The sequence below is a fragment of the Thalassobaculum fulvum genome (assembly GCF_014652915.1).
In the GTDB taxonomy this organism is placed as follows: domain Bacteria; phylum Pseudomonadota; class Alphaproteobacteria; order Thalassobaculales; family Thalassobaculaceae; genus Thalassobaculum_A; species Thalassobaculum_A fulvum.
The window spans coordinates 306,232-326,599 of record NZ_BMZS01000008.1; the positions used below are offsets into that span (position 1 = coordinate 306,232).

Sequence of the window (20,368 nt, forward strand, 5' to 3'; positions counted from 1 at the left end):
AGAGCGCTCCCCCTCCTTCCTCATCCCGGCCAAGCGAAGCGCGAGCCGGGACCTGTGGCGCGGCTCCCGACCGCCCTACCCGCTCACCCCATGTCGGCGCGGCCGGTACCGGCGGCGGCCCGGTCCATGAATTCGGCCAGCTCGACGTCGAGCGCGGTCAGGCCGCCGGCGCTGTGGGTCGTCATGGTCACGTCGACCCGGCCGTAGACGTTCGACCACTCCGGGTGGTGGACCATCGACTCGGCCTTGATCGCCACCCGGGTCATGAAGCCGAAGGCGGCGTCGAAGCCGTCGAACCAGAAGGTCTTGGTGATCGCGTCGCGCTCGGTGTCCTCGGTCCAGCCGTCCAGGCGCGCCAGGGCGGCGGCGCGGGCTTCCGGGGTCAGCTTCTCGGTCATGGCGGTCTCCCCTGGGTCGGCTACCGAGGGTCACATCTGCGCGGAGGCTTCGCAACCACCGCTCACCGGGCCGTGCAACGAATTGTACCGGCGCGCCTATCCGGCGGACGCCTTCAGGTCCTGAAAGGCCCGCTCCGAGCAGTCGCGGTCGCTCCAACCGGCGTCGGGCAGGACCGGCGGATCGTCCGGCCCCAGCAGCGCCGGCAGCAGGCGGCGGAACAGCGCGAACCCGGACCGGAACGTGCGGTAGCGCAGCCAGGCCTCGGGGCTGCCGGCCGGAACCGCGAACCGCGACACCGCGACGATCGGCCCGGAATCGACCCGCGGGACCATGACGTGCGCGGTCACCCCGAACTCGGGCGCGCGGTCGTGCAGCGCGAACGCCAGGGCGTGCTTGCCGGGGTAGTCGGGGGTGCCGGGATGGAAGTTCATCGGCGCCGGGCGCAACGCCGCGAGATAGCGGCGCGGCACCAGCACCCCGGTGAAGAACCCGATCAGCCGCGCCTCGACCGGCCGCTGGGGGCCGGCCTCCCGGAACACCCCATCGAGCGCCTGCCGCGAGGTGACTACCGCCACCTCGCGGCCGGGGTCAGCGGCCTCGATCATGTCGGCCAGCGCCGCGCCCGACACCATGTCGCTCAGCAGCAGGATCGGCCGTGCCACGCTCGCGCCTCCTCGATCATCGCCCCTCGATCGTCACCCGCGGCCTACAGGAATGCCCGTCGGCCGGGTCGGCGCCGTCATCGCGCGGTCCAGCCGCCGTCGACCGAGAGCGAGGTGCCGGTGATCGACGACGCCTGGTCGCCGCACAGGAACACGGTCAGCGCCCCCAGCTCGTCGATGCCGACGAACCGCTTGGACGGCTGGCTGGCCAGGATCACGTCCCTGACCACCTGTTCCTCGGTCATGTCGTTCGCCCGGGCCTGCTCGCCGATCTGGCCCTCGACCAGCGGGGTCTTCACGAAGCCCGGGCAGATCGCGTTGCAGGTGATGTTCATCTGCGCGGTCTCCAGCGCCACCACCTTGGTCAGCCCGACCACGCCGTGCTTGGCGGCGACGTAGGCGACCTTGTAGGGCGAGGCGACCAGGCCGTGCGCCGAGGCGATGTTGACGATCCGGCCCCAGTTGCGGGCCTTCATGCCCGGCATCGCCGCCTTGATGGCGTAGAAGTTGGACGACAGGTTGATCGCCTGGATCAGCTCCCAGCGGTCGTCCGGGAACTCCTCGACCGCCGCCACCGTCTGGATGCCGGCGTTGTTGACCAGGATGTCGACCTTGCCGAACGCCGCCTCGGCGTCGGCGACCATCGCCTTGATCTGGTCCGGCTTCGACATGTCGGCGGCCGAGAAGACGGCCTTCACCCCGTGGTCGCGCTCCAGTCCGGCGCGTTGCCGCTCGACCGCGTCGGCGTCGCCGAAGCCATTCAGCATGACGTCGGCGCCGGCGGCGGCCAGGGCCTCGGCGATGCCCTGGCCGATGCCGCTGGTCGAGCCGGTGACGATGGCGGCCTTGCCCTTGAGGCTCATGACTTTTCCTTCCCGTTGCGTCGCGCCCGCGGCGTGGCGGGCCCTCGCTGGCTACGTTGCACCGCACCATGCCGGCCTGTCGAGCGCCGGCACAAGCCCGGCGGCGGGAAATGCCGCGGGCCGGCGCACGGTCGTCGGCGGACCCACATCCGGGCGTTTGGCGTGCGTCCCTTTCCCGCAGCCGCGTAAGGGGCTATAGCTGCGCGCATGTGCGCGCAATCCGCCCGACCCGACATCCTGGCCCCGACCGCCGATCACCTGGCGGCGCTGGCCGAGGACGCGCTGTCCAGCGTCCCGGAACAGCTGCTGAAACCGATCGCCGGCCTGGCGATCCTGGTCGAGGAGTTCCCCGACGAGGAAACCTGCGAGGCCATGGACCTGGAGACCCCGTTCGACCTGCTGGGGCTGTACCAGGGCGTTCCGCTCGGCCACCGCTCGACCGGCGAGACCCCGGCCGACCTGGACCGCATCTTCCTGTATCGCCGGCCGATCCTCGACTACTGGGTGGAGACCGGCGAGGACCTGTACCACGTGGTCCGGCACGTGCTGATCCACGAGATCGGCCACCACTACGGCTACTCCGACGACGAGATGGAGGAGCTGGAGCGCCAGGCCGAGGAGGACGAGTCGAACGCCCCGGTGGGGCGGGCGTAGGCTGCGGCCGACAGCGCCGCACGCTTGCCACGACGACCGGCTCGGCTATGGTGCCCCGCTAACGGGGGCAAGCCCATTGCAGCCACCAGTCAGGGAGACACGCCGATGCGCCGATTGGCGATCGTCGCAAGCATCATCGGAGCGATCATGACAACGGACACCAGCGGGGCCGCGGCGGCGGATCCGGAAAACACCCTCTACATGGACCTCGAATCCGGCCGCGTGACCATCGAGCTGCGCCCGGACCTGGCGCCGAAGCACGTCGCCCGGATCAAGGAACTCGCCCGCGAGGGCTTCTACGACGGCATCGTGTTCCACCGGGTGATCGAGGGCTTCATGGCCCAGTCCGGCGACCCGACCGGCACCGGCCGCGGCGGTTCCGACAAGCCGGACCTGCCGGCCGAGTTCTCGGACGCCAACTACGGCCGCGGCACCATCGGCATGGCCCGCACCCAGAACCCGAACTCGGCCAACAGCCAGTTCTTCATCTGCTTCAAGGACTGCAGCTTCCTGAACGGCCAGTACACCGTCTGGGGCCAGGTCACCGACGGCATGGAGCTGGTCGACGGCATCAAGCGCGGCGAGCCGCCGCGCGACCCCGACCACATCGTCAAGATGCAGGTCGCCGCGGACGCGAAGTAAGCCGCCCGCCCGGCTTTCCCCGGGCCGCCGCGGCAACCCTGCGGCGGCCCGGACTGTATTCTCCCCCACCGACACCGTCCGACGCTCGGTTGCCCAACGGGCAACGCTGCAGTGCGCCCGCGGGCGCTGCGCCCCGCCGTTCGCTGCGGCACTATGCGCGACCAACGGAGCCGGCCCGACGCCGCGCCCGGACAGGCGGGAGGATGCGATGACCACACGCTCGACCAACCACGACTGGCTGCAGACCGCGCCGGAGACGGCGCTGGAGCCCGACCTCCCGATCTGCGACCCGCACCACCACCTGTGGGACTTCCGCCAGGGCGACGTGCAGGAGCGCTACTTCCTCGACGAGATGCTGGACGACCTGTCGGGCGGCCACAACGTCGTGTCCTCGGTGTTCATCGAGTGCGGCACGCTGTTCGCCGCCGACGGGCCGGAGGAGCTGCGCTGCGTCAACGAGACGGTGTTCGCCGGCGGTCAGGCGGCGATGGCGGCCTCAGGGCACTACGGTCCGGCCCGGATCGCCGCCGGCATCGTCGCCACCGCCGAGCTGATGCTGGGCGACCGGGTGGCCGCCGTGCTGGACGCCCAGATCGAGGCCGGCCAGGGGCGGGTCAAGGGCATCCGCGAGGGCGCGTTCTGGCACCCCAGCCCCGAGGTCCGCAACCACCGCACCAACCCGCCGGAGGGAATGTTCGGACGCGACGACTTCCGGGCCGGCATGAAGCAGCTGGCGGCCCGAGGCCTGACCTTCGACATGCTGTGCTACCACACCCAGATCCCGGAGGCGGCCGACCTCGCGCGGGCGTTCCCGGACACCACCTTCATCCTCAACCACCTGGGCGGGCCGATCGGCGTCGGCCCGTACGCCGGCAAGGCCGACGAGGTGTTCGCCGACTGGCGCGGCAGGATCGACGCCATCGCCGCGCTGCCGAACGTGGTGGTCAAGCTCGGCGGCGTGAACATGAAGGTGAACGGCTACGGCTGGGAGAGCCGGCCGAAGGCGCCGTCGAGCCAGGAGCTCGCCGACGCGACGCGGCGCTGGTACGAGTACGCCATCGAGCGCTTCAGCCCGGACCGCTGCATGTTCGAGTCGAACTTCCCGGTCGACAAGCTGAGCTGCAGCTACACGGTGGTGTGGAACAGCTTCAAGATCCTGTCCAAGAGCTACTCGGCGAGCGAGCGGGCGGCGATGTTCCACGACACCGCGGCGCGGGTGTACCGGCTGTAGGCGCCCGTCGCTTCTTGGGTTCCGGATGCGTCCCGCCTTCGGCGGTTCGCTCCGGAATGACGAGGAGAGGGGGGGCGCTTCTTCCAGTTCGTCATTCCGGACGGACACGCCGCCCCGGCGGGGCCGAGCCGGAACCCAACCGCCGCCTCGCCGCCGCGTCAGCCCCGCGTTTCCGCCAGGAAGTCGACCAGCAGCCCCGAGACCTTGTCCGCCTGCTCCTGCTGCACCCAGTGGCCGGCGCCGTCCAGGACGTGCACCCCGCGCAAATCGGTCATGGCGCCGTTCTGCATGCGCTCGAAGTCGCCGGGCTTCTGGTAGATGCCCCAGTCGCTGGCGCCGGCGATGAACGCCGACGGCACGTCGATGGTGCGGCCGGCGAAGGTCTTGAGCTCCCGCCCCCAGTGGCCGCCGGTGACCACCCGGTACCACTGCAGCCCGCCCTGGAAGCCGATCCGGCCGTACTCCTCGGCATAGACCGCCAGCGCCTCGTCCGGCAGCCAGCGGCAGCCGGCGATCGCCTCGGCCGACGGCATTTCCGGGCGCACCGTCGCCGGCATGTCCGCCTCGAGGTCCATGACGTAGTAGGTCGGCAGCCTGGCGATCTCGTCGGCCCTCCAGGCCTCGAGCCGGTGCGGCTGGTTGGCGGTCCAGTCGGCGCTCTTCATGTGGAAGTAGGCGCGCAGGAAGGCGTGGATGCCTTCCGGGCAGTTCCGCATGTCGGCGTCGGCCGGCCGGGTCGAGTAGTACCACTGATAGTGCTTGCGCGGCCGCGCCAGGGCCGCCAGGTCGCGGGTCAGGTCCGGGTTCGACAGCCCGGCCGCAGTGCCCGGCGCCGCCTTCGGGTCGGGCAGCAGCGGCGGCGTGCCGCCGAACGGCGCGCTCATGATCACCACCGAGCGGAACACGTCCGGACGCACCAGCGCGCAGGCCGCGGCCACCGGCGAGCCGTAGTCGTGGCCGACCACCGCGGTCTCGCGATGACCGAGCGCCGCCACCAGGCCGAGGATGTCGCGCACCAGGTTCAGCATGAAGAAAGGCGCCAGGTCGTCGTCGTAGCCGGCCGTCCAGCCGGTGGTCCGACCGTAGCCGCGCTGGTCGGGCGCCACCACGTGCCAGCCGGCGGCGGCCAGGGCCGGAATGACATAGCGCCAGGAGTAGGCGATCTCCGGGAAGCCGTGCAGCAGCAGGACCAGCGGCCGGTCGCCGGATTCGTGGCCGGCCTCCAGCACGTGCATGGACAGGCCGTTGCCGTTGTCGACGAAGCGGGCGCGCACGCCCGGCGGCAGCAGTTCCGGCGACAGGGGGCCGATTGCGGGCATGCGTTCCTCCTCGGGTCCGGCGTTCCCGGGCGAGCCTAGCGCCGGCATGCCGCCGCCGACAGCCCTCCTGGCGGCCCTCCCCTGGCCGCCGGCGCAGTTTCGCGCTATCCACGGGGATGGCCGGAACCGTTCCGGCATAGGGGGAAGCGATGAAGGTCCTGATTGCCGGCGGCTGCGGGTTCATCGGCCTCGCGACTGCCGAGCGCTACCTGACCGACGGCACCGACGTGGTGCTGTTCGACCGCAACGACCTGAACCCGGTGGCGCGGCGCGCCTTCGACGCCCTGCCCGGGCGCTGCACCATGGTGATCGGCGACATCCGCAAGGAGGAGCCGATCCGCCGGGCGGTCGCCGACCACCAGGTCGACGCGGTGCTCTACGGTGCCGCCGTCACCTCCGGGGCCGACCGCGAGCGCGACGCGCCGGAGAGCGTCATCGAGGTCAACCTGGTCGGCCTCGCCCAGACCCTCAAGGCCGCCCACAAGGCCGGGGTGCGCCGGCTGATCAACATCTCGTCGGGCGCGGCCTACGGCACCGGCGCGTTCGGCGATACCGGCTGGGACGGCCCGCTCGACGAGTACGGCACCCGCGAGGAGCCGTTCAAGATCTACGGCATGACCAAGTTCGGTTCCGAGCGGCTGGTCCGGCGCTATGCCGAGCTGACCGGGCTGGACGCGGTGTCGGTTCGGCTGTCGACGATCTACGGCGCCTGGGAGATCGACTCCGGGGCCCGCGACACCCTGTCGGCGCCCATGCAGGCGGCCCTGCTGGCCCGCGCCGGCAGGCCCGCGATCTTCGCCCGCGAGGACCAGCTCGACTGGACCTACTCGCGGCACGTCGCCGGCGCCCTGCAGGCGCTGATGGCGGCACCGAAGGAGCGGCTGAAGAGCGACATCTTCAACGTCACCTCGGCCCGGCAGGTCAGCGTGCTGCAGCTGTGCGCCGCCCTGAAGCGGCGGTTCCCGGCCTTCGAGTACCGCCTGGCCGGCCCCGGCGAGGCCCCGACCGTCGACCTGTACGGCGACAAGGACCGGCTGCCGATGAAGCCCGACCGGCTCGCCGAGGAGGCCGGACACCGGCTGCCCGACGACCTCGACGCCACCATGAAGGACTTCGTCGGCTGGCTGGACGCCTATGGCGACTTCTGGCCGACCCGCTGACACGGCGGCGTCCGACCGCAGCTACCGGACCTTCGGATTCGCCCTGGCCTTCGCCTCGTCGATCGGCCTCGGGCTGGCCGTCGCGGTCGCCCGCATCGCCTTCGAGGGCGGCACCGACGGCCAGTCGGTGGCGACCGTGCGGGCCTGGTTTGTGGTGCTGCTGGTCGGGCTGTGGTGCACGGCCTCGGGCCGCGGCCTGCGGGTCGACCGCCGGACCTGGCTGCACTGCCTCGGGCTCGGAACCCTGCTGGGCTACATGTTCTTCGGCAACATCGGGGCGGTGAAGTTCATCCCGGTCGGGGTGGCGGCCCTGCTGTTCTTCGTCTACCCGCCGCTGGTGGCGGTGTTCACCGCGATCCTCGACCGGCGCTGGCCGGGCCTGCTGCGGATCACCGCCTTCCTGATCGCGTTCGGCGGCCTCGCCGTCATGCTCGGGGTCGGCTTCGAGAGCCTGGACCCGATCGGCGTGGCGCTCGGCCTCGGCGCCGGAACCGCCGCCGGCATCCAGATCACCTGGACCAGCCGGGTGATGAAGGGCCGCGACCCGCTGGTGGTGATGTTCCACATGGCGCTGACCGCCGCCGTCGCACTCAGCGTCGCGGTGCCGTCGATCACCGGAATCACCCTGCCGGCGACGACCCTCGGCTGGATCGGCGCCGGGGCGGTGATCCTGCTGCAGGGCTGCTCGATTCCGCTGTACTTCGCCTCGATCCCGCGGATCGGCGCCGAGACCAGCGCGATCATCAACAACCTGCAGCCGGTCGCCTCGATCGCCGCCGCCTTCCTGCTGTTCGGCGAGGCCATGACCGCATCGCAGTTCGCCGGCGGCGCCATGGTGATCGGCGGCATCCTGCTGATGCAGCTGGCCGGCAGGCGGCGGTAGCGGCAAGGCCCTGCCAGATCACGGGCCGAGGCACCCGTCATCCGATTTCACGTCAAATCCTTCGTTAGGCATGGCGAGCCATTGACGCTCACACTGTCAGTAACTACCGTTTCGTAATTACTCGTGCAGTGGACTTGGGACGACACGAAGGACCGCCGCAATCGAGCAAAGCACGGGCTCCCGTTGAGCATGGGCGAAGTCGGGCTGAATGACCCGCTGGCGATAAGCGTCCCTGACCCGCACCCGGATGGCGACCGCTGGATCAGCATCTGCGCAGTCGGCGGCAGGACGGTCGTGGTGGTCCACACATGGCCAGACGACGGGGACCGTGAGGAGGCCGTGGGCCGCATCATCAGCGTGCGCCCCGCCACGTCACACGAAAGGAAGCGGTACGAAGATGGCGGGTAGAAGACTGACTGAAGAGGAACAGGACGCTCTGGACGCGCTAGGCGACCTGCCGGACGATCGGATCGACACGACCGACGTGCCTGAAGTTCGGGATTTCTCTCACGCAATCCGTGGCGCGCTCTACCGTCCGATCAAGCAGCAGTTGACACTGAAGCTCGACGCCGATCTGGTCGATTGGTTCAAAAGGCACCAGATCGATGGGCGCTCCGCGACCGAAAAGGGATATCAGACCCGACTCAACCTCGCGCTGCGGCTCTACGTGCAACAGCACGATCCCGAGTTCGGCCTGTCGCTCACGCCGACCCGGGACGCCGTCGCCGGCACGTCCGGCCGACGCTGATCGGTCGCGCTGGTTACAGGCCGATCTCAATCTCCGCCGGCTCCGCGCCCGCCGCCACCGTCAGCCGCCCGGCCGCCGTCAGCGCCGGCCAGTCGGCCGCCGCCGCCATCACCACGGGGCAGTCCTTGCCGTACAGCTCGCGCCCGACCAGGGCGCCGAGGGTGACGATGGCGTCGCGGGTCAGCATCACGATGGCGGCCGGCGCAGTACCGGCGCGGATCGCCTCGGCCAGCACCGAGCTGCCGGAGCTGGAGCCCCGGCCGCGCTCCATCACCACCACCTTGCCGGTCAGCACCGTCCCGCACTGCGGGTGCCAGCGGTCGATGATCGCGCCGGTCGCGGGGTCGAGCCCGCCCCAGAAGCTGAGCGGCTCGGCCATCACGAATACCTCGCCCTCGGCCGTTCCCGGCACCAGCGTGATCGCCCTCATGACAGCACCACCTTGCCGGCCCGCGCCGACGCCACGCAATCGGCCAGCGACCCGAAGGCGATCTCGATGTCCAGGTTGCCGGGCGCGTAGTAGGCCATCTTGCCGGAGTTGGTCATCACCGCCCCACTGAGGTCCCGCATGATCGCCGTCAGGTAGGTGCAGGTGTCGAGCACCACGGTGACGCCAGCCGCGTTCAGCCGGTCCTCCCAGCCGCGCGCCCGAACCTCCTCCATCACCTCGCGGCCGGTGTTCACGTACAGGTCGACCGCCGGTCGCCCTCCACCCGACAACAGCCCGTCGAGCAGCGGCATCAGCCGCTCGAACTCGGCGAGCGAGAAGTGCGGGGTGCCGAGGCTGACCGCCGACAGCCTCGTGCCCTCCGGCACCGTCGAGAGCCCGCGGACGGTCCGCCGCAGGTCGTCGGCGGTCAGGCGGATCGTCTCCTCCGGCCGGCCGCCCTGCAGCGCCGCCTCCAGGGTCGGCGCCTCGGGCGTCAGGCCGACCGCGTGGAACAGCGCCACCGAGCCGGCCGAGGCCCCGACCGCGCCCAGCGCCTTCAGGTCGTCCTCGGTGGTGGTCGCCGGCAGCCCGACGATCGCCGCGATCCGGTCGCCGCAGCGCCGGCCGATCACGTGGCCGACGGCGACACAGACCGGCCCGGCAGCGTCCCATTCCGGCGGCAGGCCCTCGACCTCGACCACCACCGTCGCCCGGCGGTTCTCGGTCAGGTGCAGGCCGTAATACGGCACCCGGCCGGTGACGGCGCAGCACAGGTCGATGAAGTCGCCGTAGCGCTCGGTGCGGGCGCCGATCACCGAGTTGGCGAACACGATGGCGTTGGACTCGGCCCAGCCGATCTGCGCCCCGAAGCGCGGCCGGTGGATGGTCTGGTACGGCGCGCAGGTGAAGCTCGGGATGCAGCCCATCTCCTCGTGCGCGCGCATCAGCCGGGCGCCGGCCGAGCCGAGCCCGGGGTCGCCGATGAACAGCTCCGGATGGATCAGGTCGACCGAGCCGACATTCAAGGTCGTCGGTACCCGCACCCGGCCGCCGAACGCCAGCAGGTGCTCGACGAAGTCCAGGCTGGCCTGGCCGTGGTACAGGCAACCGTCGATATGGGCGCACTCGGCGTCGACCAGCGACGGCGCCTCGACCGCCTCGGCGAACCGGACCATCAGGTTCATGGCGAAGCGCGCGGCCTCACCCTCGGCTCCGGCGAGCATCGCCCGGTCGCGGTCGGACAGTTCTACGGTCATTCGGCATCCTCCCCGAACGGGTGCCACCCCTCGCGGTCCTCGATCTCCAGCACCCAGAGGTCCGGGTCGATGCGGCGTTCGCGCTCGATGAAGGCGTCGGCGTCGGCCTCCGGCACCGGGCCGTCGCCGGTCACGCGCCGCCAGAACGTGACCTCGCGCTCGTAGTCGCGGGTCGGGGCCAGCACCGTGCAACCGATCTCCGGCCCCCTGTTCACCTTCACGTATACCGCGCCGGCGTCGGGGTCGCCGCGGCGCGCCACGGTCGCGGCGATGCCGCGCATTGACGCCCGGCGGATCGCCGACTGCACGATCACCTGCGCCTTCAGGCGCGCCTCCGTCATGGTCCAGCTCCAGTCCCGGAAATGCCTTTCCCGCCATACGTTCCGCGCTGGGAACGGGTCGCGGTTTGCCCTAGATTAACCGTTAAACCGCCCGGGTGGCGGACAAACCAAGAGCTTCTGAACGGGGACCATCATGAGCAAGCGAGTCCTTGGCACTGCCCTCGCGCTGTCGCTGTTGGCGACCGCCGGCATCGCCTCCGCCGCCGACATCAATCCGGCCGTCGTGTTCGACATGGGCGGCAAGTTCGACAAGAGCTTCAACGAGGGCGTCTACAACGGCGTCGAGAAGTTCGCGAAAGAGACCGGCATCAAGTACCGGGAATTCGAGGTCACCAACGAAACCCAGCGCGAGCAGGCGATCGCCCGCATGGCCAGCCGCGGCGCCGACCCGGTGCTCGGCGTCGGCTTCGCCCAGGCGCCGGCGATCGAGAAGGTCGCCAAGGAGCATCCGAAGACCCGGTTCGCGATCATCGACGGCGTGGTCGAGCTGCCGAACGTGCGCTCGATCGTGTTCAAGGAGCAGGAAGGCTCGTTCCTGGTCGGCATCCTGGCGGCGATGGCCTCGAAGACCGGCAAGGTCGGCTTCGTCGGCGGCATGGACATCCCACTGATCCGCCGGTTCGCCTGCGGCTACGTCCAGGGCGTCAAGCACGCCAACCCGAACGCCGAGGTGTTCCAGAACATGACCGGCACCACGCCGTCGGCCTGGAACGACCCGACCAAGGGCGGCGAGCTGGCCCGCAGCCAGTTCGACCGCGGCGCCGACGTGGTCTACGCGGCCGCCGGCGGCACCGGCATCGGCGTCTACCAGGCCGCCGCCGACAGCGGCAAGCTGGCGATCGGCGTCGACAGCAACCAGAACTACCTGCACCCGGGCACCATGCTGACCTCGATGCTGAAGCGGGTCGACGTGGCCGCCTACAAGGCCTTCATGGACGCCAAGAACGGCGAGTTCACCACCGGCTTCCAGGTGCTGGGCGTCGCCGAGGGCGGTATCGACTGGGCGCTCGACGAGCACAACAAGGCGCTGATCACCGACGCCATGAAGGCGGCGGTCGAGAAGGCCAAGGCCGGCATCGTCGACGGCTCGATCAAGGTGCACGACTACATGGCCGACAATTCCTGCCCGATGTGAGGCGGGTGGCGGACTGCCGATGACACCTCGTGGGCCCGTGGGTCCCGGATCCGTCCCGCCGGTGGCGGGACGGTCCGGGATGACGGCCGCGGGGGGTGATGGCGTCCGCCACCGCCTCCCTCCCTGTCGTCATTCCGGACTTGATCCGGAACCCACCCGCCGCATCGACGCATCGCGATGACGCGCACTCCACCGGCCATCGAGCTGATCGGGATCGACAAGCGGTTCGGCCCGGTGCACGCCAACAACGACGTGTCGCTGACTGTCGCCGCCGGCACCATCCACGGCATCGTCGGCGAGAACGGCGCCGGCAAGTCGACCCTGATGAGCATCCTGTACGGCTTCTACGAGGCCGATGCCGGCGAGATCAGGGTCGGTGGCCGGCCGGTCGCGATCCGCGACGCCTCGGACGCGATCGCCGCCGGCATCGGCATGGTGCACCAGCACTTCATGCTGGTCCCGACCTTCACGGTGCTGGAGAACGTGATGCTGGGGGCCGAGGGCTCGGCCCTGCTGGCCGCGGGCCGGGCGACCGCGCGGGCCGAGCTGGAGCGGCTGGAGCGCGACTACGGCCTGGAGGTCGCGGCCGACGCCCTGGTCGGCGAGCTGCCGGTCGGCCTGCAGCAGCGGGTCGAGATCCTGAAGGCGCTGTACCGCGGCGCCCGCATCCTGATCCTCGACGAGCCGACCGGCGTGCTGACGCCGCAGGAGACCGACCGGCTGTTCGAGATCCTGCGCGCCCTCAGGGACGAGGGCGTCACCGTCGTCCTGATCACCCACAAGCTGCGCGAGATCCTGGCGGTCACCGACACCGTCTCGGTCATGCGGCGCGGCGAGATGGTCGCCCACCGCCCCACCTCCGAGACCAGCCGCGAGGAACTGGCCGAGCTGATGGTCGGCCGCAAGGTGCTGTTCCAGGTCGACAAGGCGCCGGCCTCGGCCGGGGCGCCCGTGCTGGACGTCGCCGGCCTGCGGATCGTCGATGCCGACGGCGTGGCCCGGGTCGACGGCGTCGGCTTCGAGGTGGCGGCCGGCGAGATCGTCGGGATCGCCGGGGTGTCCGGCAACGGCCAGAGCGAGCTGCTGGAGGCGCTCGCCGGCATCCGCCGGATCGCCGCCGGCCGCATCCGCATCGGCGAGCTGGAGATCACCCGCGACCGGCCGGCCGATCCCCGCACCGTGCGCGCCGCCGGGGTCGGCCACGTGCCCGAGGACCGCCACCGCATGGGCATGGTGCTGCCGTTCGAGGCCGCCGAGAGCGCCATCCTCGGTCGCCACGACGGCCCGGCCTACAACGGCCGCTGGCTGATGGACTACGACGCCGTGGTCGCGGACTGCGCCGCCAAGATGCGGGCCTTCGACGTGCGACCGGCCGACCCGCACCTGCGCGGCTCGCTGTTCTCCGGCGGCAACCAGCAGAAGCTGGTGCTGGCGCGCGAGCTCGACGGCGACCCGAGGCTGCTGCTGGTCGGCCAGCCGACCCGCGGCGTCGACATCGGCGCCATCGAGTTCATCCACCGGCAGCTGGTCGCCATGCGCGACGCCGGAGCGGCGATCCTGCTGGTGTCGGTCGAGCTCGACGAGATCATGAGCCTGGCCGACCGGATCCTGGTGATGTGCGGCGGCCGCATCGTCGGCTGCATCGATGCCTCGGAGGCCGACGAGCGCACACTCGGCCTGATGATGGCCAACGTGCCGCTCGAAGAGATCCGGCAGATGGAGATCCGGGCATGAGTGCCGCCGCCGGCCCCGAGCGCTTCGAGGAGCGCCGCCAGCCCGAGCCGTCGCGCCCCGACGACGTGCGCAACCCGTTCGAGCGCGACAAGGGAAGGGTGATCCATTCCGCCGCGTTCCGCCGGCTGCAGGGCAAGACCCAGGTGATGGGCACCAGCGAGGGCGATTTCCACCGCACCCGCCTGACCCACTCGATCGAGGTCGGCCAGATCGGCGAGGGCATCCTGCTGAAGCTGTCGCGCACCGTGACCGACCCGGCGGCCCGGGCCTGGCTGCCGGACCGCTCGCTGGTGCTGGCGACCTGCCACGCCCACGACCTCGGCCACCCGCCCTACGGCCACGACGGCGAGGTGGCGATCCACGGCAAGATGAAGGACGACGACGGCTTCGAGGGCAACGGCCAGACCCTGCGGGTCCTGACCCGGCTGGAGAAGTACCGGGCAAAGGGGGTCGGCCTGAACCCGACCCGCCGGCTGCTGCTGGCGGTGCTGAAGTACCCGGTGCCGTACTCGGCGGCCAGCGTCCACGTGCCGCCCGGCGTCGACCGGCCGCCGAAGTGCTACATGGACACCGAGTGCGACACCGTCGACTGGATCCTGGAGCCGTTCGCCGACGACGACCGCCACCGGTTCACCTCGATGGACGCCGACGGGCGGCCGCTGTTCAAGTCGTTCGACTGCTCGATCATGGACTGTGCGGACGACATCGCCTACGCGGTCCACGACCTGGAGGACGCGATCGGCCGACGCATGGTGATCCGCGACCAGTTCGAGGCGGCGCTGGACGCCGACGACGACGGGCTCGACTTCGACGCACTGACCCGGCTCGGCCTGTCGATGGACCGCGACACCCTGCAGCGGCTGCTGTTCTCGGCCTACAGCCACGACCGCAAGCAGGCGATCGCCGCCCTGGTGAACTTCTTCGTCACCCACGTGACCCTGGTCGAGATCGAGGGGCTGGCGCACCCGCTGCTGCGCTGGAACGCCGCGCTGCCGCCGGAGGTCCGCTCGCTGTGCGACTTCCTGATGGACTTCACCCGGCGCCACGTGATCCGCACCGCCGAGGTGGTGCAGCTGCGCCGCAAGGGCCGCCGGCTGATCGCCGCGATGTTCGACGAGTTCCTGACCGCCCCGGAGGAGCTGATCCCGCGGTCGTTCTGGGACGGGCTGGACCCGAGCGAGAGCGTGCGCCGCCGGGTCTGCGACTACGTGGCCGGCATGACCGACGCCTACGCCGAGCGCGTCTGGCGCCGGCTGTTCGAACCGGGCTACGGGAACAGTACCGATGAGCTGTGAGGGGATGGAAAGGGCGGCATGCTCAAGCTGGGTCCCGGCTCTACGCGGCTGCGCCGCTTCGGCCGGGATGAGGGCGGGCGGGGATCACGATCCTGTTCCTCATCCCGGCCGAAGCGCAGCGCAGAGCCGGGACCCACACAGCCCGCTCGAGGAGCGCCACCCGTGAGCCGCGAGCTGCCGCGCTGGATCGACGTCGGGCTGATCCCGGCGGTCAACATCCTGCTGGCCTTCCTGGTCGCCGGCGCGGTCGTGCTGGTCGCCGGCGAGAACCCGCTCGACGCCCTGTCGGTGCTGGTCACCGGCGCCTTCGGCTACGACGAGGCGATCGGCTACACCCTGTACTACGCCACCAACCTGGTGTTCACCGGCCTGGCGGTCGCCGTGGCCTTCCATGCCGGGCTGTTCAACATCGGCGGCGAGGGCCAGGCCTATATCGGCGGGCTCGGGGTCGGGCTGGTCGCGCTCGGGCTCGACGCCTGGCTGCCGGGCTGGGCGCTGATCCCGGTGGCGATCGCCGCCGCTGGGCTGTCCGGCGCCGCCTGGGCGTTCCTGCCGGGCTGGCTGCAGGCGCACCGCGGCAGCCACGTCGTCATCACCACCATCATGTTCAACTTCCTGGCCTCGGCCCTGATGGTGCACCTGATGGTCAACGTGCTGATCCAGCCGGGCCAGATGTCGCCGGAGAGCCGGGAGTTCGAGCCCACGGTGTGGCTGCCGTTCGTGCACGAGATGCTCGGCGCCGTCGGGATCCCGGTCGCCCGCTCGCCGCTCAACCTGTCGATCCTGTGGGCGGCGCTGGCCTGCGTGTTCGTCTGGCTGCTGATCTACCGGACCCGCTGGGGCTATGCGATCCGCACGGTCGGCCACAACGAGCCGGCGGCGGTGTATGCCGGCATCGACCCGAAGCGTGTCGTCGTCGTCACCATGTGCATCTCCGGCGCGCTCGCCGGCTTCGTCGGCATCAACGAGATCCTCGGGGTGCACCACCGGCTGCTGCTGAACTTCACCGCCGGCTACGGTTTCACCGGCATCGCCGTCGCGCTGATGGGCCGGGCCCACCCGGTCGGCATCGTGCTGGCCAGCCTGCTGTTCGGCGCGCTGTACCAGGGCGGCACCGAGCTCGACTTCGAGTTCGACAACATCACCCGCGACATGGTGGTGGTGATCCAGGGCCTGGTGATCCTGTTCTCCGGGGCGCTGGCCTACATGCTGAACCCGCTGGCGCTCAGGCTGTGGCGCCGGATGCGGCGGGAGGACGCGGCGTGAGCGAGGCCTGGCTGCTGGTCCTGCTGACCCTGGACGCCACCGTCCGGGTCGCCGCCCCGCTGATCCTGGCGTCGATGGCCGGGCTGTTCAGCGAGCGCTCCGGCGTCATCGACATCGGGCTCGAGGGCAAGATGCTGGCCGGCGCGTTCGCCGCTGCCGCCACCGCGGCGGTCACCGGCTCGGCCTGGGTCGGCCTGCTGGTGGCGGTGCTGGTGTCGTGCTGCCTTGCCCTTCTGCACGGCCTCGCCTGCATCACCTATCGCGGCAACCAGGTGGTCAGCGGCGTGGCGATCAACGTGATGGTGGCCGGGCTGACCGTGGTGCTGGGCATCGCCTGGTTCGACCAGGGCGGCCAGACCCCGGCGCTGGCCCACGGCGCCCGGTTCGCGCCGATCGAGCTGCCGTTCGCCGAGGCGCTGCGCGGCGTGCCGGTCATCGGCGACCTGTATTACGAGCTGCTCAGCGGCCACAACATCCTGGTCTACACCGCGCTCGCCGCCGTGCCGGCGGCCTGGTGGGTGGTGTTCCGGACCCGCTTCGGGCTGCGCCTCAGGGCGGTCGGCGAGACCCCGGCGGCGGTCGACACCGCCGGCATCTCGGTCGAGTGGCTGCGCTACCGGGCGGTGCTGGTTACCGGGGCGCTGTGCGGGGTCGCCGGCGCCTATCTCTCGACCGCGCAGTCGGCCGGGTTCGTGCGCGACATGACCGCCGGCAAGGGCTATATCGCGCTGGCCGCGCTGATCTTCGGCAAATGGCGGCCGGTGCCGGCGTTCCTGGCCTGCGTGCTGTTCGGCTTCCTCGACGCGGCCGCGACCCGGCTGCAGGGGGTCGAGCTGCCCGGGATCGGCCAGGCGCCGGTGGCGCTGATCCAGGCGCTGCCTTACGCGTTGACGGTGATCCTGCTGGCCGGCTTCATCGGCAAGGCGATCGCCCCGAAGGCCATCGGCGTGCCCTATGTGAAGGAGCGGTGATGTCGGAACTCCACGCCCTCGACGCCGCCGTCGACGCGATCCGCGCCCGGGCACCGGGCGCCGCCCCGAAGGTCGGGATCGTGCTCGGCTCCGGGCTCGGCGCCGTCGCCGACGCGGTGACCGACGCTACCGACATCCGGTACGAGGATATCCCCGGCTTCCCGCGGCCGGGCGTCACCAGCCATGCCGGCCGGCTGCGGCTCGGCAGCCTCGGCGGCACCCCGGTGGCGGTGCTGCAGGGCCGCGCCCACGCCTATGAAGGACATCGGCTGGCCGACGTCGTGCGCCCGGTCCGCACCCTGGCCCGGCTCGGCTGCGACACAGTGGTGCTGACCAACGCCGCCGGCAGCCTGCACGCCTCGGTCGGCCCCGGCCGGCTGATGCTGGTGACCGACCACATCAACGGCACCGGGCTGAACCCGCTGGCCGGCGCCAACGAGGACGCCCTGGGACCGCGGTTCTTCGACATGACCTCGGCCTACGACGCCGCCCTGCAGGAGCGCCTGCGCGACGCCGGCCATGCCGAGCGCATCGCGCTCGCCGAGGGCGTGTACTACTGGGTGCTCGGCCCCAGCTTCGAGACCCCGGCCGAGATCCGGGCGATGCGGATCCTCGGCGCCGACGCCGTCGGCATGTCGACGGTGCCCGAGACCATCGCGCTCCGGCACATGGGCGTGCGGGTGGCGGCGATCTCCGGCATCACCAACCTGGCCGCCGGCATGGTGCCGGGCTCGGCCCTCGACCACGCCGAAACCATGACCCGCGGCTCCGCCATGGCGGCCGACCTCGCCCGCCTGCTGAGCCGCTTCCTGTCGGGAGCGACCGATGAGCGCTGATCCCCTGAACGACGCCGCGGTCCGGGCGATCGCCTGCCTCGACCTGACCTCGCTGAACGACGACGACACCGACGCGGCGATCGAGGCGCTGTGCGCCCGCGCCGTCACCCCGGCCGGGCCGGTGGCGGCGGTCTGCGTGTATGCGCCGTTCGTGCCGCTATGCCGCCGTCTGCTCGACGGCAGCGGCGTCAGGGTCTGCACGGTGGTGAACTTCCCGCACGGCCGCGAGGACGCCACGGCGGTCGCCGCCGAGACCCGCGCGGCGGTCGGCGACGGCGCCGACGAGATCGACGTGGTGCTGCCCTACCAGGCCTGGCTGACCGGGCGCCGGCGATCGCGGTGCTGGAGGCGGCCCGCGCGGCCGCCGGCGACCGCACCCTGAAGGTGATCCTGGAGACCGGCCGGCTGATGACGTCGGGTGCGATCCGCGGCGCCGCAGAGGCGGCGGTGGCGGCGGGCGCCGACTTCCTGAAGACCTCGACCGGCAAGACGCCGGTGTCGGCGACCCTGGAATCCGCCCACCTGCTGCTTGAGGTGGCGGCCGCCGCCGGCCGCCCGGTCGGCGTCAAGGTGGCGGGTGGCGTGCGCACCGCCGCCCAGGCCGCCGCCTACCTGCGGCTCGCCGACCGGGTCCTCGGAACGACCGTCGGGCCGGCGCGTTTCCGGTTCGGCGCCAGCGGCCTGCTGGGCGCGCTGCTGGCGACGCTCGGCGACGGCTCGGCGGCACCGGCCTCGCGCGCCGCCTACTGAGGCGTTCCGTTCCGCCCGGCAATTCGGCATGCTTGGAACTGTCGGTCCAGCTGCCGCGAATGGTTGCCGCAGGCGTCGGATCGAAGGGCAGCCCGTTCATGGAGAGAAGTACCGTGAAGCCCGTTAAGCATTGGACTCTCGACGACGTGCCGTGGGACTCGTTCGATCCGTCGAAGGTCGAGCCGGACCAGCTGGCGCTGGCCAAGGCGGCGGCGATGGTCGAGTACAACTCGGCCGACTACGTCACCTACCTGAAGAACGTGTTCCGCGACGACGACGCCTTCGTGCAGGCCGCCGAGGAGTGGGGCCTGGAGGAGCGCCAGCACGGCCAGGCGCTCGGCAGGTGGTCGGCCCTCGCCGACCCGAGCTTCGAGTTCGAGCCCCGGTTCGCAGATTTCCGCAAGGGCTTCCGTCCCGACGTCGACGCCACCGAGTCGATCCGCGGTTCGCGCGCCGGCGAGCTGGTCGCCCGCTGCATGGTCGAGGTCGGCACCAGCTCGTACTACCGCGCGCTCGGCGACGCCACCGAGGAGCCGGCGCTGAAGGCGATCTGCCGGTTCATCGCCGGCGACGAGCTGCGCCACTACAAGCTGTTCTACGACCACCTGAAGCGGTTCCTGGAGCAGGACCGGATCGGCACCCTGCAGCGCCTCAGGCTGGCACTCGGGCGGATCATGGAGACCGAGGACGACGAGCTCGCCTACGCGTTCTACGCCGCCAACAACCAGGGCGAGCCCTACGACCGCGAGCGCAACACCAAGGCCTACATGCGGCGCGCCTACCAGTACTACCGCGACCCGCACATCGAGAAGGCGCTGGCGATGATCTTCAAGGCCTGCGGCCTGAAGCCCCACACCAAGCTGTTCCAGGCCACCAACTACGGCGCCAAGTGGCTGCTGGCGAAGCGCCAGCGCGAGCTGGCAAAGATGGCGGCGTAGTCATCGGTCGCTGCGGCGGCGGGTGGATTCCGGATCCGTCCCGCTGGCAGCGGTCCGGGCCGGAATGACGACTTGGTTGGGACGCCCTCCCCTTCCTGACGTCATTCCGGACGGACGCGCCCGACGGCGCGACCGAGCCGGAACCCACGGCGCGACGGGCGTCTCCCCGCCGCTCAGCTCTTCCCGCCGATCGGGATGCTGCGGGCCTTCGGGGCGGCCTTCGGGTTCTTCGGCACGGTGATGTGCAGAACGCCCTTGTCGACCGCGGCCGCCACCTTGTCCTCGTCGATGCCGTCCGGCAGCCGGAAGCTGCGCAGGAACCGGCCGTAGCGGCGCTCGGTGATCTTGGCGGCCGCGTCGGTCTTCTCTTCCCGCTTCTCGCCCTTCAGGGTCAGCACGCCGTCCTCCAGGGTGACCTCGATGTCCTTCTCGGTCAGCCCCGGCAGCTCGGCGGTCACGGTGATCGCCTTGTCGTCCTCCTTGACGTCGACCTGCGGCACCAGCGCCACGTCGCCGACCCGCAGGTCGGGCACGTTGAACGACGGCATCTGGAACAGCGAACGGCCGCCGAAGAAGCTGTCCATCACCCGGTCCATCTCGCTGCGGAACGCCGCGAACGGATCGAGCGCCCGCGACGACGACGAAGCCGGAACCGGGGTCTTGTCTTGCTCAGCCATGATCCACCTCCTCGAGGATCGATGCTCAGGGATTGGGTGATCCAAGAATGCGGCCGCGATCTGGGGGCGACATTGAGCCAAATCAACCACTCGGCGACCTGGACCGCGCGGGCTTACAGTGGCGTGCGGCGGTGCTAGCGTGCCCCCATATCTGGATCCGCCACAGTCAACCGACCGG

24 protein-coding genes are annotated in these 20,368 nt (G+C 70.9%); 16 read left to right on the top strand and 8 right to left on the bottom strand.

The window, feature by feature from the left end:
- Positions 1-83: 83 nt before the first annotated feature.
- The 3 genes from IE246_RS17920 to IE246_RS17930 form a co-directional block, all read right to left on the bottom strand.
- Complete coding sequence (locus tag IE246_RS17920; RefSeq protein WP_189992153.1) at positions 84-398, bottom strand: 4a-hydroxytetrahydrobiopterin dehydratase; 315 nt, start codon at positions 396-398, stop codon at positions 84-86.
- Positions 399-494: 96 nt separating this feature from the next.
- On the bottom strand, positions 495-1,061 hold the full coding sequence (locus tag IE246_RS17925) for a formyltransferase family protein (RefSeq protein ID WP_189992155.1): 567 nt from the start codon (positions 1,059-1,061) through the stop codon (positions 495-497).
- 77 nt (positions 1,062-1,138) lie between these two features.
- The gene (locus IE246_RS17930) at positions 1,139-1,924 is read right to left on the bottom strand and encodes a 3-hydroxybutyrate dehydrogenase (protein ID WP_189992157.1); all 786 of its coding nucleotides are present in this window, start codon (positions 1,922-1,924) and stop codon (positions 1,139-1,141) included.
- Between the two features lie 207 nt (positions 1,925-2,131).
- Here IE246_RS17930 and IE246_RS17935 point away from each other — a divergent pair, with 207 nt between their 5' ends.
- From IE246_RS17935 to IE246_RS17945, 3 genes are all read left to right on the top strand, one after another.
- The gene (locus IE246_RS17935; protein ID WP_189992159.1) at positions 2,132-2,578 is read left to right on the top strand and encodes a metallopeptidase family protein; all 447 of its coding nucleotides are present in this window, start codon (positions 2,132-2,134) and stop codon (positions 2,576-2,578) included.
- 147 nt (positions 2,579-2,725) lie between these two features.
- Complete coding sequence (locus IE246_RS17940) at positions 2,726-3,220, top strand: peptidylprolyl isomerase (RefSeq protein WP_229837360.1); 495 nt, start codon at positions 2,726-2,728, stop codon at positions 3,218-3,220.
- A gap of 208 nt (positions 3,221-3,428) precedes the next feature.
- The gene (locus IE246_RS17945; RefSeq protein WP_189992164.1) at positions 3,429-4,451 is read left to right on the top strand and encodes an amidohydrolase family protein; all 1,023 of its coding nucleotides are present in this window, start codon (positions 3,429-3,431) and stop codon (positions 4,449-4,451) included.
- 158 nt (positions 4,452-4,609) lie between these two features.
- On the opposite strand, the gene IE246_RS17950 is transcribed toward IE246_RS17945, so the two are convergent.
- Positions 4,610-5,770, bottom strand: a complete 1,161-nt coding sequence (locus IE246_RS17950; RefSeq protein WP_189992166.1) for an alpha/beta fold hydrolase — start codon at positions 5,768-5,770, stop codon at positions 4,610-4,612.
- Positions 5,771-5,919: 149 nt separating this feature from the next.
- Here IE246_RS17950 and IE246_RS17955 point away from each other — a divergent pair, with 149 nt between their 5' ends.
- From IE246_RS17955 to IE246_RS17970, 4 genes are all read left to right on the top strand, one after another.
- Entirely contained in the window at positions 5,920-6,930 is a 1,011-nt protein-coding gene (locus IE246_RS17955; protein ID WP_189992167.1) for an NAD-dependent epimerase/dehydratase family protein, read from the top strand.
- Positions 6,905-7,813: an EamA family transporter gene (locus IE246_RS17960; protein ID WP_189992169.1), complete on the top strand. Its 909-nt coding sequence runs from the start codon at positions 6,905-6,907 to the stop codon at positions 7,811-7,813. The genes IE246_RS17955 and IE246_RS17960 overlap by 26 nt, the downstream gene beginning before the upstream one ends.
- A 123-nt stretch (positions 7,814-7,936) precedes the next feature.
- Entirely contained in the window at positions 7,937-8,221 is a 285-nt protein-coding gene (locus IE246_RS17965) for a BrnT family toxin (protein WP_189992171.1), read from the top strand.
- Positions 8,211-8,561 carry a BrnA antitoxin family protein gene (locus IE246_RS17970; RefSeq protein ID WP_189992173.1) on the top strand — a complete coding sequence of 117 codons (351 nt, stop codon included), beginning with the start codon at positions 8,211-8,213 and terminating at the stop codon, positions 8,559-8,561. Before IE246_RS17965 ends, IE246_RS17970 begins: the two co-directional genes overlap by 11 nt.
- A gap of 13 nt (positions 8,562-8,574) precedes the next feature.
- Here IE246_RS17970 and IE246_RS17975 read toward each other — a convergent pair whose 3' ends face one another.
- The 3 genes from IE246_RS17975 to IE246_RS17985 are packed head-to-tail and all read right to left on the bottom strand — an operon-like array spanning position 8,575 to position 10,588.
- Positions 8,575-8,991 (bottom strand): aconitase X swivel domain-containing protein, encoded by a 417-nt coding sequence (locus tag IE246_RS17975; protein WP_189992175.1) that lies wholly within the window; start codon positions 8,989-8,991, stop codon positions 8,575-8,577.
- Positions 8,988-10,247 (bottom strand): aconitase X, encoded by a 1,260-nt coding sequence (locus IE246_RS17980; protein ID WP_189992177.1) that lies wholly within the window; start codon positions 10,245-10,247, stop codon positions 8,988-8,990. The genes IE246_RS17975 and IE246_RS17980 overlap by 4 nt, the downstream gene beginning before the upstream one ends.
- Entirely contained in the window at positions 10,244-10,588 is a 345-nt protein-coding gene (locus IE246_RS17985; protein WP_189992179.1) for a DUF1491 family protein, read from the bottom strand. Before IE246_RS17985 ends, IE246_RS17980 begins: the two co-directional genes overlap by 4 nt.
- Positions 10,589-10,721: 133 nt before the next feature.
- Here IE246_RS17985 and IE246_RS17990 point away from each other — a divergent pair, with 133 nt between their 5' ends.
- From IE246_RS17990 to IE246_RS18025, 9 genes are all read left to right on the top strand, one after another.
- On the top strand, positions 10,722-11,723 hold the full coding sequence (locus IE246_RS17990) for a BMP family lipoprotein (protein WP_189992181.1): 1,002 nt from the start codon (positions 10,722-10,724) through the stop codon (positions 11,721-11,723).
- Between the two features lie 177 nt (positions 11,724-11,900).
- A complete protein-coding gene (locus IE246_RS17995; RefSeq protein WP_189992183.1) occupies positions 11,901-13,457 on the top strand; it encodes an ABC transporter ATP-binding protein in 1,557 nt (518 codons plus the stop codon).
- Positions 13,454-14,752, top strand: a complete 1,299-nt coding sequence (locus IE246_RS18000) for an anti-phage deoxyguanosine triphosphatase (protein ID WP_189992185.1) — start codon at positions 13,454-13,456, stop codon at positions 14,750-14,752. The genes IE246_RS17995 and IE246_RS18000 overlap by 4 nt, the downstream gene beginning before the upstream one ends.
- A 162-nt stretch (positions 14,753-14,914) precedes the next feature.
- The gene (locus IE246_RS18005) at positions 14,915-16,018 is read left to right on the top strand and encodes an ABC transporter permease (protein WP_229837361.1); all 1,104 of its coding nucleotides are present in this window, start codon (positions 14,915-14,917) and stop codon (positions 16,016-16,018) included.
- The gene (locus IE246_RS18010; RefSeq protein WP_189992189.1) at positions 16,015-16,989 is read left to right on the top strand and encodes an ABC transporter permease; all 975 of its coding nucleotides are present in this window, start codon (positions 16,015-16,017) and stop codon (positions 16,987-16,989) included. The genes IE246_RS18005 and IE246_RS18010 overlap by 4 nt, the downstream gene beginning before the upstream one ends.
- Positions 16,989-17,825, top strand: a complete 837-nt coding sequence (locus IE246_RS18015; protein ID WP_189992192.1) for a purine-nucleoside phosphorylase — start codon at positions 16,989-16,991, stop codon at positions 17,823-17,825. Before IE246_RS18010 ends, IE246_RS18015 begins: the two co-directional genes overlap by 1 nt.
- On the top strand, positions 17,815-18,207 hold the full coding sequence (locus IE246_RS28165; RefSeq protein ID WP_268245282.1) for a hypothetical protein: 393 nt from the start codon (positions 17,815-17,817) through the stop codon (positions 18,205-18,207). The genes IE246_RS18015 and IE246_RS28165 overlap by 11 nt, the downstream gene beginning before the upstream one ends.
- The gene (locus IE246_RS28170; RefSeq protein WP_268245283.1) at positions 18,165-18,575 is read left to right on the top strand and encodes a hypothetical protein; all 411 of its coding nucleotides are present in this window, start codon (positions 18,165-18,167) and stop codon (positions 18,573-18,575) included. Before IE246_RS28165 ends, IE246_RS28170 begins: the two co-directional genes overlap by 43 nt.
- Positions 18,576-18,688: 113 nt before the next feature.
- Positions 18,689-19,513: an acyl-ACP desaturase gene (locus IE246_RS18025; protein ID WP_229837362.1), complete on the top strand. Its 825-nt coding sequence runs from the start codon at positions 18,689-18,691 to the stop codon at positions 19,511-19,513.
- A gap of 173 nt (positions 19,514-19,686) precedes the next feature.
- Here IE246_RS18025 and IE246_RS18030 read toward each other — a convergent pair whose 3' ends face one another.
- Positions 19,687-20,190: an Hsp20/alpha crystallin family protein gene (locus tag IE246_RS18030; RefSeq protein WP_189992196.1), complete on the bottom strand. Its 504-nt coding sequence runs from the start codon at positions 20,188-20,190 to the stop codon at positions 19,687-19,689.
- Between the last annotated feature and the right edge of the window lie 178 nt (positions 20,191-20,368).

Bases quoted from the DNA above. Each gene is read 5' to 3' on its own strand.
- IE246_RS17920 (WP_189992153.1), bottom strand. From the start codon at position 398: ATGACCGAGAAGCTGACCCCGGAAGCCCGCGCCGCCGCCCTGGCGCGC.
- IE246_RS17930 (WP_189992157.1), bottom strand. From the start codon at position 1,924: ATGAGCCTCAAGGGCAAGGCCGCCATCGTCACCGGCTCGACCAGCGGC.
- IE246_RS17935 (WP_189992159.1), top strand. From the start codon at position 2,132: ATGTGCGCGCAATCCGCCCGACCCGACATCCTGGCCCCGACCGCCGAT.
- IE246_RS17940 (WP_229837360.1), top strand. From the start codon at position 2,726: ATGACAACGGACACCAGCGGGGCCGCGGCGGCGGATCCGGAAAACACC.
- IE246_RS17945 (WP_189992164.1), top strand. From the start codon at position 3,429: ATGACCACACGCTCGACCAACCACGACTGGCTGCAGACCGCGCCGGAG.
- IE246_RS17950 (WP_189992166.1), bottom strand. From the start codon at position 5,770: ATGCCCGCAATCGGCCCCCTGTCGCCGGAACTGCTGCCGCCGGGCGTG.
- IE246_RS17955 (WP_189992167.1), top strand. From the start codon at position 5,920: ATGAAGGTCCTGATTGCCGGCGGCTGCGGGTTCATCGGCCTCGCGACT.
- IE246_RS17960 (WP_189992169.1), top strand. From the start codon at position 6,905: ATGGCGACTTCTGGCCGACCCGCTGACACGGCGGCGTCCGACCGCAGC.
- IE246_RS17970 (WP_189992173.1), top strand. From the start codon at position 8,211: ATGGCGGGTAGAAGACTGACTGAAGAGGAACAGGACGCTCTGGACGCG.
- IE246_RS17975 (WP_189992175.1), bottom strand. From the start codon at position 8,991: ATGAGGGCGATCACGCTGGTGCCGGGAACGGCCGAGGGCGAGGTATTC.
- IE246_RS17980 (WP_189992177.1), bottom strand. From the start codon at position 10,247: ATGACCGTAGAACTGTCCGACCGCGACCGGGCGATGCTCGCCGGAGCC.
- IE246_RS17985 (WP_189992179.1), bottom strand. From the start codon at position 10,588: ATGACGGAGGCGCGCCTGAAGGCGCAGGTGATCGTGCAGTCGGCGATC.
- IE246_RS17990 (WP_189992181.1), top strand. From the start codon at position 10,722: ATGAGCAAGCGAGTCCTTGGCACTGCCCTCGCGCTGTCGCTGTTGGCG.
- IE246_RS17995 (WP_189992183.1), top strand. From the start codon at position 11,901: ATGACGCGCACTCCACCGGCCATCGAGCTGATCGGGATCGACAAGCGG.
- IE246_RS18000 (WP_189992185.1), top strand. From the start codon at position 13,454: ATGAGTGCCGCCGCCGGCCCCGAGCGCTTCGAGGAGCGCCGCCAGCCC.
- IE246_RS18015 (WP_189992192.1), top strand. From the start codon at position 16,989: ATGTCGGAACTCCACGCCCTCGACGCCGCCGTCGACGCGATCCGCGCC.
- IE246_RS28165 (WP_268245282.1), top strand. From the start codon at position 17,815: ATGAGCGCTGATCCCCTGAACGACGCCGCGGTCCGGGCGATCGCCTGC.
- IE246_RS18030 (WP_189992196.1), bottom strand. From the start codon at position 20,190: ATGGCTGAGCAAGACAAGACCCCGGTTCCGGCTTCGTCGTCGTCGCGG.